The organism is Microvirga sp. P5_D2, from assembly GCF_054049475.1.
Map to the genome: position 1 here is coordinate 30,453 of NZ_JBFUMH010000029.1, position 13,323 is coordinate 43,775.

The 13,323-nt window shown below is 63.2% G+C and carries 12 protein-coding genes; 5 read left to right on the forward strand and 7 right to left on the reverse strand.

The features are described from left to right. Nucleotides 1–149: 149 nt before the first annotated feature. Both ACXJKO_RS10770 and ACXJKO_RS10775 read left to right on the forward strand, forming a co-directional pair. Nucleotides 150–1,121, forward strand: a complete 972-nt coding sequence (locus ACXJKO_RS10770) for an ABC transporter ATP-binding protein (protein ID WP_457091084.1) — start codon at nucleotides 150–152, stop codon at nucleotides 1,119–1,121. Continuing rightward, nucleotides 1,118–1,879 (forward strand): ABC transporter permease, encoded by a 762-nt coding sequence (locus ACXJKO_RS10775; RefSeq protein ID WP_457091085.1) that lies wholly within the window; start codon nucleotides 1,118–1,120, stop codon nucleotides 1,877–1,879. The genes ACXJKO_RS10770 and ACXJKO_RS10775 overlap by 4 nt, the downstream gene beginning before the upstream one ends. 9 nt (nucleotides 1,880–1,888) lie before the next feature. On the opposite strand, the gene ACXJKO_RS10780 is transcribed toward ACXJKO_RS10775, so the two are convergent. The 7 genes from ACXJKO_RS10780 to ACXJKO_RS10810 all read right to left on the reverse strand — a co-directional run bounded on the left by ACXJKO_RS10780 (nucleotide 1,889) and on the right by ACXJKO_RS10810 (nucleotide 10,672). Continuing rightward, complete coding sequence (locus ACXJKO_RS10780) at nucleotides 1,889–2,356, reverse strand: GNAT family N-acetyltransferase (RefSeq protein WP_457091086.1); 468 nt, start codon at nucleotides 2,354–2,356, stop codon at nucleotides 1,889–1,891. Nucleotides 2,357–2,589: 233 nt separating this feature from the next. Next, nucleotides 2,590–3,930, reverse strand: a complete 1,341-nt coding sequence (gene gltX, locus ACXJKO_RS10785) for a glutamate--tRNA ligase (protein ID WP_457091087.1) — start codon at nucleotides 3,928–3,930, stop codon at nucleotides 2,590–2,592. Between the two features lie 58 nt (nucleotides 3,931–3,988). After that, nucleotides 3,989–5,722, reverse strand: a complete 1,734-nt coding sequence (locus ACXJKO_RS10790) for an NAD+ synthase (protein ID WP_457091088.1) — start codon at nucleotides 5,720–5,722, stop codon at nucleotides 3,989–3,991. A gap of 355 nt (nucleotides 5,723–6,077) precedes the next feature. Next, nucleotides 6,078–7,463: a class II 3-deoxy-7-phosphoheptulonate synthase gene (locus ACXJKO_RS10795; RefSeq protein ID WP_457091089.1), complete on the reverse strand. Its 1,386-nt coding sequence runs from the start codon at nucleotides 7,461–7,463 to the stop codon at nucleotides 6,078–6,080. Between the two features lie 147 nt (nucleotides 7,464–7,610). Then, complete coding sequence (locus ACXJKO_RS10800) at nucleotides 7,611–7,964, reverse strand: hypothetical protein (RefSeq protein WP_457091090.1); 354 nt, start codon at nucleotides 7,962–7,964, stop codon at nucleotides 7,611–7,613. Nucleotides 7,965–8,045: 81 nt separating this feature from the next. Continuing rightward, the gene (gor, locus tag ACXJKO_RS10805) at nucleotides 8,046–9,431 is read right to left on the reverse strand and encodes a glutathione-disulfide reductase (RefSeq protein ID WP_457091091.1); all 1,386 of its coding nucleotides are present in this window, start codon (nucleotides 9,429–9,431) and stop codon (nucleotides 8,046–8,048) included. Next, nucleotides 9,431–10,672, reverse strand: a complete 1,242-nt coding sequence (locus ACXJKO_RS10810; RefSeq protein ID WP_457091092.1) for an O-antigen ligase family protein — start codon at nucleotides 10,670–10,672, stop codon at nucleotides 9,431–9,433. Before ACXJKO_RS10810 ends, gor begins: the two co-directional genes overlap by 1 nt. A gap of 154 nt (nucleotides 10,673–10,826) precedes the next feature. Between ACXJKO_RS10810 and ACXJKO_RS10815 the strand changes: the two genes are divergently transcribed. The 3 genes from ACXJKO_RS10815 to ACXJKO_RS10825 form a co-directional block, all read left to right on the forward strand. Then, on the forward strand, nucleotides 10,827–11,798 hold the full coding sequence (locus tag ACXJKO_RS10815) for a Bug family tripartite tricarboxylate transporter substrate binding protein (protein ID WP_457091093.1): 972 nt from the start codon (nucleotides 10,827–10,829) through the stop codon (nucleotides 11,796–11,798). Nucleotides 11,799–11,867: 69 nt separating this feature from the next. Continuing rightward, nucleotides 11,868–12,341, forward strand: a complete 474-nt coding sequence (locus ACXJKO_RS10820; protein WP_457091094.1) for a tripartite tricarboxylate transporter TctB family protein — start codon at nucleotides 11,868–11,870, stop codon at nucleotides 12,339–12,341. A 12-nt stretch (nucleotides 12,342–12,353) separates the two neighbouring features. Further along, a partial coding sequence (locus ACXJKO_RS10825) for a tripartite tricarboxylate transporter permease (protein WP_457091095.1) occupies nucleotides 12,354–13,323 on the forward strand: 970 nt, incomplete at its 3' end.

Below are 13,323 nucleotides of genomic sequence, written 5' to 3' on the forward strand. Positions count from 1 at the left end.
CTTCGTCATGGCCGGGCCTGTCCCGGCCATTTCTTTTTGGGTCCCAACCCACAAACCTCATCCTGAGGAGGTTTGTGGGTTGGAGATCGGTAAAAGGAGATGCCCACGCCCATGAGGTACCCAGTCACGTTTTGTGCTATCACGCGCGCATGAAACCTCTCGATTCTCAGAGACTTCCCCAACCTTCCGGCATGTCCGACCCGATCATCGCCGTCTCGGGCCTGAGCAAGACCTATGCGTCGGGTTTCCAGGCGCTTCGACAGGTCGATCTGGAAATCAGGCGCGGCGAGATCTTCGCGCTGCTGGGTCCCAACGGCGCCGGCAAGACGACGCTGATCAGCATCATCTGCGGCATCGTCAATCCGAGCACCGGAACGGTGATGGCGGATGGGCATGACATTGCGCGCGATTACCGCCCCGCCCGCACCAAGATCGGCCTCGTGCCCCAGGAACTCACCACCGATGCCTTCGAGAGCGTATGGGCGACGGTGAGCTTCAGCCGGGGCCTGTTCGGCAAGCCCGCGAACCCGGCCTATATCGAGAAGATCCTGAAAGACCTTTCCCTCTGGGAGAAGAAGGACACGAAGATCATGGCGCTGTCAGGCGGCATGAAGCGCCGCGTGATGATCGCCAAGGCCCTCTCTCACGAGCCCAACATCCTCTTCCTCGACGAGCCGACCGCCGGCGTCGATGTGGAGCTGCGCCGGGACATGTGGAACATGGTGCGTCAGCTTCGCGAAAGCGGCGTCACCATCATCCTCACCACGCACTACATCGAGGAAGCGGAGGAGATGGCCGACCGCATCGGCGTGATCCGCAAGGGCGAGATCATCCTGGTCGAGGACAAGGACGTGCTGATGCAGAAACTCGGCAAGAAGCAGCTGACCCTGCACTTGCAGAGTCCGCTCACCTCCCTGCCCGCCGACCTGCAATCCGAGCACTTGCAGCTCTCCGAGGATGGCGAAGACCTCGTCTACACCTTCGACGCCCAGAGCGAGGAGACGGGCATCGCCACGCTCCTGCGCCGGCTCAACGAGCACGGCATCGGCTTCAAGGATCTGCACACCTCCGAGTCCTCGCTGGAGGACATCTTCGTCAGTCTGGTGAGGGAACGCGCGTGAACATCTACGGCATCAAGGCCATCTATCTCTTCGAGATGGCGCGCACCTGGCGCACGATCATGCAAAGCATCGCCTCGCCTGTTCTTTCGACCTCGCTCTATTTCATCGTGTTCGGAACGGCCATCGGTTCGCGCATGGCCAGCATCGACGGCGTGAGCTACGGCGCCTTCATCGTGCCGGGCCTCATTATGCTCTCGCTGCTGACGGAGAGCATCTCAAACGCATCCTTCGGCATCTACATGCCGAAATTCACGGGCACGATCTACGAGATCCTCTCCGCGCCCATCTCGGCCATGGAGACGGTGATCGGCTATGTGGGCGCAGCCGCGACGAAATCGGTGATCATCGGCGTCATCATTCTCGTTACCGCCCGTCTCTTCGTGGATTTCTCCATCCAGCATCCCGTGTGGATGATAGCCTTCCTCGTGCTGACCTCCGTCACCTTCAGCCTCTTCGGCTTCATCATCGGCGTGTGGGCCGACAGCTTCCAGAAGCTTCAGGTGGTCCCACTGATGATCGTGACGCCGCTCGCCTTCCTCGGCGGCAGCTTCTACTCCATCAACATGCTCCCGCCCTTCTGGCAGAAGATCGCCCTGTTCAACCCGGTGGTCTATCTGGTCAGCGGCTTCCGCTGGAGCTTCTACGGCGTCGCCGACGTGGATGTGGGCATCAGCCTGGGCATGACCTTCGTGTTCATGCTGATCTGCCTGGGCGCGATCTGGTGGATCTTCAGGACGGGGTACAAGATCAAGGCTTAAGGACATGTCTCAGGACGGGATGTCGCCGAGTTCCTTCTTCATGAAAACTCGRCGGAACCCGTCCTGCTCGGTCCTGTCATATTCCGACCAACCGAGCTTGCCGTAGACCACGAGGTTTTCGTGCATGAGCTCGTTCGTGTAGAGCCGCATTTCCCGAAACCCGCGCTGCCGGGCCTGCGCCTCGGCGTGAGCGAGAAGCTTCGACCCAAGGCCTCGCCCCTGATGGGCGGGTGAGACGGCGACATTGTCGAGGAGAAGGTGGTCCGTCTCGGATTTCAGAATGATCAGGCCGACCACATCGCAATCGAGTTCGAGAACCCAGACGTCGCCCTCATCGACAAGCTGCCTGTAATCCGCCGTCATGGGAGCAGGCGGCTTGCCGATCCGCTCGACGTATTTGCCGTAGGCGTTCCGAACCAATGTCTCGATGGCCTGAACGTCGTCAGGAACGGCGGCTCGCAGCGTTGCATCGGGCATATGTTGCTCCTCGCTCTTCTTCTGCCCTCTCCACCAACACAACCTTCATCCTGAGAAGCGAGCTTGCTCGCGTCTCGAAGGAGGGTCCAGAGTGCGCTGGAGACGCCCTCGTCCCCGGATCAAGTCCGGGGCAGGCTCTGCGAGACGATCACTCCTCGATCCCTCAGGATGGGGGCTATGGTGCAAAGACGTGGATGCCCGCAACGAGTGCGGGCATGACGAGAGCTTGAACCTTAACCCACCTGCCCCGACAGCCGCGCCTTCGTGCGTTCCGGCCCGATCAGCGGCAGAAGCGCAGCCAGCTCAGGGCCGTGGTCGAGGCCTGTGAGCGCGAGGCGCAGCGGCATGAACAACGCCTTGCCCTTCACGCCGGTCTTCGTCTTCACGGCTTCCGTCCAGGCCTTCCAGGTGGTTGCATCCCATGGCGCCGGCGGCAGCACTTCGGTGGCGGCGTCGATGAAGGCCCGGTCCTCGATGACAGGAGTCACCGGGCCGCGAACCACCCTCGCCCATTCCACCGCATCCTGAACCTTGGTGAGATTGCCGCGCACGGCATTCCAGAAAGCCTCGCCCGCATCCGCATCGAGAGCGGCAAGCCGCTCGCGAGCGTCCGCATAGGGCATCTCGTGGATGAGACGCGCGTTCAAATGCTCCAGCTCGCTCTCGTCGAATTTCGCGGGCGCGCGGGAGATGTGGGAAAAGTCGATAAGCCCCGCGAGTTCGTTGAGATCGGCAATCGGCCGCACGGCCTCGGCAGAGCCGACGAGCACAGCCAAAGAAGCGACTGCCTGCGGCTCGAGACCCGCGTCGCGAAGGCCTTTCACGGAGAGATGCCCAAGGCGCTTCGACAGCCCCTCACCGCTCGCGGTGATCAGCAGGCTGTGATGGGCAAAGGTCGGAATCTCCGCACCCAACGCCTCGAAGATCTGGATCTGCACCGCTGTGTTGGTGACGTGGTCCTCGCCCCGGATCACATGGGTGATCTTGAGGTCGATATCGTCCACCACGGAAGGCAGCGTGTAGAGATAGGTCCCATCCTCGCGCACCAGAACCGGATCGGAGAGCGAGCTGCAATCCACATGGCAATCGCCGCGCACGAGGTCCTTCCATGCCACGTTCGTCGGGTCGAGGCGGAAGCGCCAATGGGGCTTTCGCCCCTCGGCTTCGAGCTTCGCACGATCCTCGTCGGTGAGCTTCAGGGCAGCGCGGTCGTAGATCGGCGGCAGGCCGCGCGCGAGCTGGCGCTTGCGGCGGAACTCCAACTCTTCCGGCGTCTCGTAGCAAGCATAAAGCCGCCCGAGGGTCTTCAGCCGTTCGGCCGCCGCGTCATAAAGCGCGAAGCGCTCCGACTGCCTGACGATCATATCCGGCGTGATGCCGAGCCACTTGAGATCGGTTTCGATGGAATCCGCGTATTCCTGCTTCGAACGGGCAAGATCCGTATCGTCGAAGCGGAGAATAAAGGTGCCTCCCTCCCGACGCGCAAAGAGCGCGTTGAGCAGGGCCACGCGGGTGTTGCCGATATGGATATGCCCGGTCGGGGACGGGGCGAAGCGGACGATGGGCTTGGACATGGGCAAACCCTATGACGAAGGGAGCGCGGCGGCGCAAGGGGCCGCCTGCGAGGAATGATCAAACATCCAGCGAGCCGACACGCGGCTTGCCGATGGCGCGCTCCAGGGCCTCGTCCTTCTCGTGGGCGACGAGACCCTGGTCGCGGAAGCGGTTCACGATGGGATAGCGGCGGTCGCGGCCGAAATTCTTGCGGGTGACTTTTACGCCGGGGGCTGATTGGCGGCGCTTGTATTCGGCGATGTAGAGCAGGCGCTCGACCTTCTTCACCACCTCCAGGTCATAGCCCTTCGCCACGATCTCGGAGACGCGAAGCTCCTGCTCTACGAGGCCGCGCAGAATTTCGTCGAGATCCTCGTAGGGCGGCAGGGAATCCTGGTCCTTCTGGTTCTCGCGCAGCTCTGCGGTGGGAGCCTTGGTGAGAATGTTCTCGGGGATTACGATGCCATCCGGCCCCAGGGCGCCCTTCGGCTTCCAGCGGTTGCGCAATGCTGAGATGTGGTAGACCTCCATCTTGTAGAGGTCCTTGATCGGATTGAAGCCGCCGTTCATGTCGCCGTAGATCGTGGCATAGCCCACGGACATTTCAGACTTGTTGCCGGTGGTCACCACCATGGCGCCGAACTTGTTAGAGATCGCCATGAGGATGGTGCCGCGGGCACGGCTCTGGAGGTTTTCCTCCGTGATGTCGCGCGGCCTGCCCTCGAACAGGGGTTTGAGCGCGGCCTCGAAGCCTTCCACAGGCTCGGCGATGGGTAGGATGTCGTAGCGCACGCCGAGCGCCTTGGCGCAATCCTCCGCATCCTTCAGGGACTCGCCCGAGGTGTAGCGGTAAGGCAGCATCACGCAATGCACCCGGTCGGCGCCCAGCGCATCCACCGCCATGGCGGCGCAGATGGCGGAATCGATGCCGCCCGAGAGGCCCAGCACCACGCCGGGAAAGCGGTTCTTCTCCACGTAGTCGCGAAGGCCGAGCATACAGGCCGTGTAATCGGCCTCCCGGTCCTCATCGACCTCGACCATGGGGGCCTCGCGGCAGGCCCAGCCGTCCTCGCCCTTTTCCCAGACGGTCAGAACGATGGCCTCCTCGAAGGCAGGAAGCTGGCCGGCGAGCGAGCAATCGGCGTTGAGGATAAAGGACGCGCCGTCGAAGACCAACTCGTCCTGTCCGCCGACCTGATTGAGATAGACCAGCGGCAGGCCGCTTTCGGTCACACGGGCGGTTGCGATGTTGAAGCGCTCGTCGGTCTTGCCGCGATGATAAGGCGAGCCATTGGGAACCAGAAGGATCTCGGCTCCTGTCTCGGCCAGGCACTCCACGACATCGCCGGCCCAGATATCCTCGCAGATCGGAACGCCGATGCGGATGCCGCGGAAATTCACCGGACCAGGCAGAGGGCCGGCATCGAAATTCCGCTTCTCGTCGAACACGTCGTAATTCGGCAGGTCGACCTTATAGCGCACGGTGATCGTGCCTTGATCGAGCAGCGCATAGGCGTTGTAGAGCTCGTCGCCCTCCCGCCACGGCAGGCCGATCAGCATGCCGGGACCGCCATCCGCCGTCTCGCGCGCCAGCCGTTCGAGGGCGGCGCGGCATGCATCCTGGAAGGCGGGCTTGAGCACGAGGTCCTCGGCGGGATAGGCCGCGAGGAACTGCTCCGGAAACATGACGATGTCTGCGCCGAGGCGGGTGGCCTCCGCGCGGGCGTCGCGAGCCTTCTGCTCGTTGCCGGCCACGTCGCCGACAATGGGGTTGAGCTGCGCGAGTGCGATCTTGAGCGTGTTCTGAGCCATGGCACCTGCGGATTTAGCGCGCGGAAGGTTGCACAGCAATGAGTTCAGCGCGCTTTCCCCTACGACCCTCGGACAAGGGGAGCCCGCCACGGAAACATGGGCATCCACAGATCGCTTGCCAAACTCAAGCTTTGTTGGAACCCGCAATAGTCCAGTTCGTTATCTGAACACGAAATATACGGGAGACTGACATGTTTAAAGGTGGCCTGCTTTGGCTCATCGGCATTCCGCTGCCGATCATTCTTATTCTCTTCTTCATGGGCTGGCTGAGCTAAGCCCGAATACAAGTAGAGTTGCGTATGCGTAAAGCAAAAGGGGCGCTAGATGCGCCCCTTTTCTTCGTTCATTTGGCTTCTTATTCAGCGGCCAGCGGCGTGGGCCGTTCCCGTGACTGGCGCTCACGCTTGATCAGCTCCGAGGTCAGGAACGCGATTTCCAGCGCCTGCTCCGCGTTGAGGCGCGGATCGCAATAGGTGTGGTAGCGGTCCGAGAGGTCGGCATCGGTGAGCGCGCGGGCGCCGCCGGTGCATTCCGTCACGTTCTTGCCCGTCATCTCCAGATGGATGCCGCCTGCATGCGTGCCTTCCGCCTGATGGATGGCGAAGAAGTCTCGCACCTCGCCCATCACGCGCTCGAACGGACGGGTCTTGTAGCCCGAAGCCGCCTTGATGGTGTTGCCGTGCATGGGATCGCAGGACCACACCACCGTGCGTCCTTCCTTCTGCACCGCGCGGATGAGGTTCGGCAGGTGATCGGCCACCTTGTCCGCACCGAAACGGCAGATCAGGGTCAGGCGACCGGCCTCGTCCTCCGGGTTCAAGGCGTCGATGAGCTTCAGGAGCCCGTCAGCCGAAAGCGACGGGCCGCATTTGAGGCCGATCGGGTTCTTGATGCCACGCATGTATTCCACATGGGCATGGTCCGTCTGGCGGGTGCGGTCGCCGATCCAGACCATGTGCCCGGAGGTGGCGTACCAATCGCCGGTCGTGGAATCGACGCGGGTCAGGGCTTCCTCATAGCCGAGCAGCAGGGCCTCGTGGCTGGTGTAGAAATCCGTCGAGCGCATCTCGGGATGCGTCTCGGGATCGATACCGATGGCCCGCATGAAGTTCAGGCTCTCGGTGATGCGCTCGGCGAGTTCGCTATAACGGGAGGATTGCGGCGAATCCTTCACGAAGCCGAGCATCCAGCGATGGGCATTCTCAAGGTTCGCGTAACCGCCGGTGGCGAAGGCGCGGATCAGGTTGAGCGTCGCGGCCGACTGGCGGTAGGCCTCGATCTGGCGGCGCGGATCCGGCGTGCGGGCCTCGGGCGTGAAGGCGATGTCGCTGATGATGTCGCCCCGGTAGCTCGGCAGCTCGACGCCGTCGATGATTTCGGTGCCGGACGAGCGCGGCTTGGCGAACTGACCGGCCACGCGGCCGATCTTCACCACGGGCGAGCCGCCCGCATAGGTGAGCACCACGGCCATCTGCAGGAACAGGCGGAAAAAATCGCGGATATTGTCGGCGGAATGCTCGGCGAAGCTCTCGGCGCAATCGCCGCCCTGGAGCAGGAAAGCCTCACCCTTGGCGACCTTCGCCAGATCACGCTTCAGCTTACGGGCCTCGCCTGCAAAAACGAGCGGAGGAAAGCCTGCGAGCTGCTGCTCCACGCCTTCAAGTGCCTCAACGTCCGGATAGGCCGGAACCTGCTGGATCGGCTTGTTTCTCCAGCTATTGGGCGTCCACCGCTCACTCATGACACTTACCCCCGTGTCCTCTCTTCAAAACTTCTTCGTTCCCCGCAATAAGCGGTACGAACGGGCACCTATACACGACATAATCTAAAAGGCGAGTGCGGAGAGAGGCCGCATGCCGGCAAAGATATGGGAGGCTTTTCAAGCCAACTACAGTTGGAAGAAGAAAAAACCTATGGCTCCGATCGTGACAAAGGCCGCGCCGGCGTGCTTTGCCATGGAAAGCCACGCCAATCTCTCCGCGCGCTCGGCATGGTGTGCAGCGCGCTCTTCAGGCTTCATGGGCCGTTCTTGCCTTTGTGAAGCATAGAGGTCGGGTGTCCAGCTCGACCCGATGGCCGACCCGTCCTCGAGCTCGACAGTGTAGGCAATGACCAACACCAAGAGCCCTGTGACCAAGCTTCCCATGAAGCCGACGAGCCCCACGAGCGCTACGAAAAGAAAGCCTAAGACCAGCAGGAAACAAAGCGCCAAGCCAGTCGCCAGGATTGCTCCGATACGCATGTTTCAGCCTCCGGAGGGAGGATTCTACTGCGAAACAGGGACCTAAGCGAACGGAAAAAGCTGTTCAGGAGCAAGCAGCCCTCAGCCCACCGCGACCGGCTTCTTGACCACGACGGGCGTACGCATGGTCACCAGCTCTTCCGCCGCCGTCGGGTGAACGGCGACCGTGCGGTCGAAATCGGCCTTCGTCGCGCCCATGGTGACGGCGATGCCGGCGAGCTGGATCATCTCGCCCGCGTCGTGACCCATGATATGGACACCCCGGACTTTGTCGGTGGCCTTTTCCACGATGAGCTTCATGAGAACCCGCTCGGAGCCGCCGGAAAGCGTCGCCTTCATGGGGCGGAAAGCGGTGCGGTAAACATCGATCTCGCCATAGATCGTCCGGGCCGCGTTCTCGCCGCAGCCGATCACGCCGATCTCGGGCGTCGAGAACACCGCCGTCGGGATCAGGTCGTGATCGATGATGGTCGGGTTGTTGCCGAAGACCGTATCGGCGAAGGCATGGCCCTCGCGGATGGCGATAGGGGTAAGGTTTGCCCGGTTGGTCACGTCGCCAACCGCATAGATCGAGGGCGTGAGCGTCTGGGAATAGGCATCCACCGGGATCGCCCCCACCTCATCGACCGTGATCCCGGCCTTGTCGAGGCCGAGGCCCTTGGTGTTCGGCCGCCGCCCGGTGGCGACGAGCACCTGGTCCACATGGACCACCGAACCATCCGAAAGGGTGGCGGCGATGCCGTCAGCCGTTTTGTCGAGGCGCGCCAGGGTTCGCGACAGGGCGAGATCAATGCCGCGCTGGGCATAGGCCTCGCCCAKGGCGACGCGGATGTCGTCGTCGAAGCCGCGCAGGAGCATGTCGCCCCGGTGGACCAGGGTGACCTTGCTGCCGAGGCCTGCGAAAACTCCGGCGAATTCCACGGCGATGTAACCGCCGCCCACGACCATGATACGCTCTGGCAGCTTTTCCAGGTGGAACACCTCGTTCGAGGTGATGCCGAGTTCGCCGCCGGGAATCGGCGGGTCCATGGTGGGGTGAGCACCCACCGCCACGAGGATGTAGCGCGCCCGGATGCGGGCGCCGGTTTTCAGCAAATGGACGGTATGCGGGTCCTCGATCACCGCGCGGCTGTCGACGATCTCGACGCCGGCCTTTTCGAGATTGGCCCGGTAGATGCCTTCCAGGCGGTCGATTTCCTTGTCCTTGTTGCGGATCAGGGTCGCCCAGTCGAACTTAGGCTCGCCCAGCGTCCAGCCGAAGCCCGCCGCATCGTGGAAATCGTCGGCGAAGCGGCTGGCATAGACCATCAGTTTCTTGGGCACGCAGCCACGGATGACGCAGGTGCCGCCGACCCGGTATTCCTCGGCGATCATGACCCTCGCGCCGTAGCCGGCTGCGATGCGGGCCGCGCGCACGCCCCCCGAACCGCCGCCAATGACGAAAAGGTCTACATCGAACTCGGACATCAAGGCTTCTCCGTTTGGAATCGGGCAGCGGCGAGCGTCCAGATCATGGCCGCTCCCAAAGATGCCGCCCACCATCCCTGCCAGGCTCCGTGTCCGACCAGGGCAACGGGCGCTGCTCCGGCGATCAGGGCCAGAGAGGCGCTTCGGACCAGGTGAGGATGACGGGCAACTGACCGTAATGTGAGGAAAATAACGGCCAGTGCAAGGACCGCGCCCACGGCGCCAAGCTCAACCCAGATCTGCAAAGCGGCGTTGTGCGGGTGCCCGATGGCGAGCATTTTCCGCTCCTTGCGCGGGACTTTCTTGGCCACTGTCGTTTCAGCCATCTTCGGGCTCACGCCGAAGCCGCCTCCCAGGATCGGGTCTTTCCTCACGGCGGAGCCGAAGCTGCTCCACAGCGCCACTCGCTCCTTGGAATGCCCGGTCGCGAACTTCTCGTGCATCTCGGGCGTGATCACCTGGCTGGCGATCTGGCCGATCAGCGGCGACACGCCCATGGCGATGACGAAGGCAAGGCCCGCTAGGATGCAGGTCATGCGGGGAAAATACCAGGCGAGCGGGAAGGACAAGCAGACGATGGCAAGCCCCAGCGCCGCCGCATCGCTCTCCGAGCGCATCGCCGTGAAGGCCAGAAGCACGGTCACTCCCAGCCCATAGAGCCAGCCCCGGCGGCTGGAGCCGAGGAACCAGGCCACCAGGGGCGGAACCATCATCAGCAGGGTCAGGACCGGCCGGTTGAAGATGTAGGAATCGGACCGCACCCCGGCCATGGTCCGGAAGGAGCGATGGGTCGCGAGTTCCAGGACGATATCGAGGCAGCACACCACGAAGACGGCCGTGAGCAGCAGGAACATGCGCTGCGTCAGGCGCGGCACGAGGGTGAGGCCCAGCACGAGAGTGGCCGCGATGGGAATCCAGAACTCGCCGAAGGAGCGCAGCGAGACGAGCTTGAACTCGCTCCAGGAGATCGAAATCGCGCACCAGAGAAAGAAGGCGAGCGAGGCCAGCCCGATGGGCGATGTCAGGGCGGATACGATGTCCTGCCGTAAAGAACGCGCCCTTCCCTCGATTCCCGCAGCCGCGAGCGCCAAGAGCGCGCTCAGCACGATAAGAGTCGCGCTGGAGCGGTTCGCAATCACCATCCCGGCCGGAATCAGGGCCAGCGTGACCATGGACGCGCGCCACAGCCCTTCAGCATAGTGGGCGCGCCGGTCGGTCGCGAGTGGGATGGTGAAGGACATCAAGGATGTGCTCGTCGCTGAATTACAGCATGGCTCTTACGCGAAGGTTCAACAGGGATAAATAACCCATATGCTTGCCCCTTGAGAAATCCCCCATTACGGTTTTTGACCCGACACTCCGACGTAACGGAAGTGTCCATGGAGGAAATAGATTATGAGGCATATTCGGAAAAGCCTTTGGCGCGGCGCCCTCGCAGCGGCAGCCGTGGCAGGCTTTGTGACGTCTGCCGCCGCTCAGATGGAACTGAAGATCATGGCCCCCGCAGCCCCCGGCGGCGGTTGGGACCAGACGGCGCGCTCGATGCAGCAGGCGCTGACCCAGTCCGGCCTCGCGAAAAGCGTGCAGGTCGTCAACGTTCCGGGAGCCGGCGGCTCCATCGGCATCACCCAGCTCGTCAACAATTCCAAGGGCGACGGGCACCAGCTCATGGTCATGGGCTACGTGATGGTGGGCGCTCTGCTCACCAACAAGTCGCCGATCACCCTCGACCAGACGACCCCCATCGCCCGCCTGACGGCGGAATATGAGGCCATCGTCGTGCCGACCGATTCCCCGATCAAGAATGCCAAGGACCTGGCGGCGGCCATCAAGGCCGATCCGGCCAAGGTGACCTGGGCCGGCGGCTCTGCCGGCGGCGTCGATCACATCGCAGCCGCGCTCTTCGCCAAGGCGGCCGGAGCCGACCCGACGAAGATCAACTACATTCCGTTCTCGGGCGGCGGCGAGGCTCTCGCGGCCATCCTCGGCGGTAMGGTGACCGCCGGTATCTCCGGCTACGGCGAGTTCGAAAGCCAGATCAAGGCCGGCAAGCTGCGCCTCATCGGCCTGACGACCCCTGCCGACAAGGCGACCGCCGACCTGCCTTCCGTCAAGGCACAGGGCGTCGACCTCGAAATCGCCAACTGGCGCGCGGTCGTGGCCCCTCCCGGCATCACCGCCGACCAGAAGAAGGCCCTGACGGACGTCATGGACAAGATGGCCAAGTCGAAGGAATGGCAGGAACTCCTGAAAGCCAAGGGCTGGGAGGATTCTTATGTCTCGGGCGATGCCTTCGCGAAGATTCTCGCCGAGGAGCAGGTCCGCACGAAGGACGTCCTGACCGCCGTGGGTCTGGTTAAGTCTTAGTTTTCAAGATAAATGCCTTAGGAAGCGCCGCGTTTCTCGGAGCGCGGCGCTTCTTTTTTGGGATCACTCATGAGCACTTCTCAGCAGCGGCGCGTCGACGTGGCCGGTCTCGTCATCGCACTCATTCTTCTCGTCCTGGCAGCTCTGGTCTGGTGGGACATGACCACACTCCAGATCCTCTCCCCCTATGATCTCGGCCCGAAGGTCATGCCGATCGTCGTCTCCGTCTGCTTGACCCTTCTCGCCATCGGCAACGGCATCGGAGCCCTTCGCGGCGACCTGCCGGCGCGTGACCGGCTGGACTGGGCACCCATCGTCCTCATTCTCGGCGGCCTCGCCACGCTGATCGCGCTTATTGCGCTCGGCGGCGGCTTCATGATCGGCACGGCCATTCTTTTCGCGACGACCTCGGCCGCCTTCGGCCGCAAGGCCTTCGTGACGGATCTGATCATCGGGGCCGTGCTCGCCGTGATCATCTACTTCCTCTTCGCGAAGCTCCTGACCCTGTCCCTCCCGGCAGGGCCGCTCGAAAACCTGCTCTGAGGCCCGACTGACATGGAAGCTTTCGTTTCACTGGCCCACGGCCTGACCGTCGCCATCCAGCCGATGAACCTGCTCTTCGCTCTCATCGGCGTTCTTCTCGGCACCGCGGTCGGCGTGTTACCGGGCATCGGCCCCGCGCTCACCGTGGCGCTGCTCCTGCCGATCACGTTCAAGCTCGATCCGGCCGGCTCGATCATCATGTTCGCGGGCATCTATTACGGCGGCATGTATGGCGGATCGACCACCGCGATCCTCATCAATACGCCCGGTGAAAGCGCCTCCATGGCGACCGCGCTCGAAGGCAACAAGATGGCCAAGGCGGGCCGCGGCGGCCCCGCGCTCGCCACCGCCGCCATCGGCTCCTTCGTGGCCGGCACCTTCGCGACGCTGGGCCTGACCTTCCTGGCCCCCTATCTCGTGGATATCGCCGTCAGCTTCGGGCCTGAGGATTACTTCGCGCTGATGTGCGTGGCCTTCGTGACCGTCTCGGCAACCTTCGGCGACTCGCCCGTGCGTGGCCTCACAAGCCTCTTCATCGGGCTGCTGCTCGGCCTTGTCGGCATCGACATCCTGTCCGGCCAGTCGCGCCTGAGCTTCGGCATTCCGGAATTCTATGACGGCGTCGAGGTCACCACGCTGGCGGTCGGCCTCTTCGCGGTCGGCGAAGCCCTCTATGTCGCCTCCCGCCGCCACGTGCACGAGGAGAAGCTCGAGGCCGTCCGCGGCTCGCTCTGGATGACCAAGGAAGACTGGAAGCGCTCCTGGAAGCCCTGGCTGCGCGGCACGCTTTTCGGCTTTCCCATCGGCGCGCTTCCCGCAGGCGGCGCGGAAATCCCGACCTTCCTGTCCTACTCGACCGAAAAGCGTCTAACGAAATACCCGGATGAGTTCGGCAAGGGTGCCATCGAGGGCGTCGCCGGTCCCGAGGCCGCCAACAACGCATCGGCTGCCGGCACCCTCGTGCCGCTGCTGACGCTGGGCC

What these genes read in the sequence shown, in the direction of transcription:
- ACXJKO_RS10770 (WP_457091084.1), top strand. Translation starts at nt 150, where the DNA reads ATGAAACCTCTCGATTCTCAGAGACTTCCCCAACCTTCCGGCATGTCC.
- gltX (WP_457091087.1), bottom strand. Translation starts at nt 3,930, where the DNA reads ATGTCCAAGCCCATCGTCCGCTTCGCCCCGTCCCCGACCGGGCATATC.
- ACXJKO_RS10790 (WP_457091088.1), bottom strand. Translation starts at nt 5,722, where the DNA reads ATGGCTCAGAACACGCTCAAGATCGCACTCGCGCAGCTCAACCCCATT.
- ACXJKO_RS10795 (WP_457091089.1), bottom strand. Translation starts at nt 7,463, where the DNA reads ATGAGTGAGCGGTGGACGCCCAATAGCTGGAGAAACAAGCCGATCCAG.
- ACXJKO_RS10800 (WP_457091090.1), bottom strand. Translation starts at nt 7,964, where the DNA reads ATGCGTATCGGAGCAATCCTGGCGACTGGCTTGGCGCTTTGTTTCCTG.
- ACXJKO_RS10810 (WP_457091092.1), bottom strand. Translation starts at nt 10,672, where the DNA reads ATGTCCTTCACCATCCCACTCGCGACCGACCGGCGCGCCCACTATGCT.
- ACXJKO_RS10820 (WP_457091094.1), top strand. Translation starts at nt 11,868, where the DNA reads ATGAGCACTTCTCAGCAGCGGCGCGTCGACGTGGCCGGTCTCGTCATC.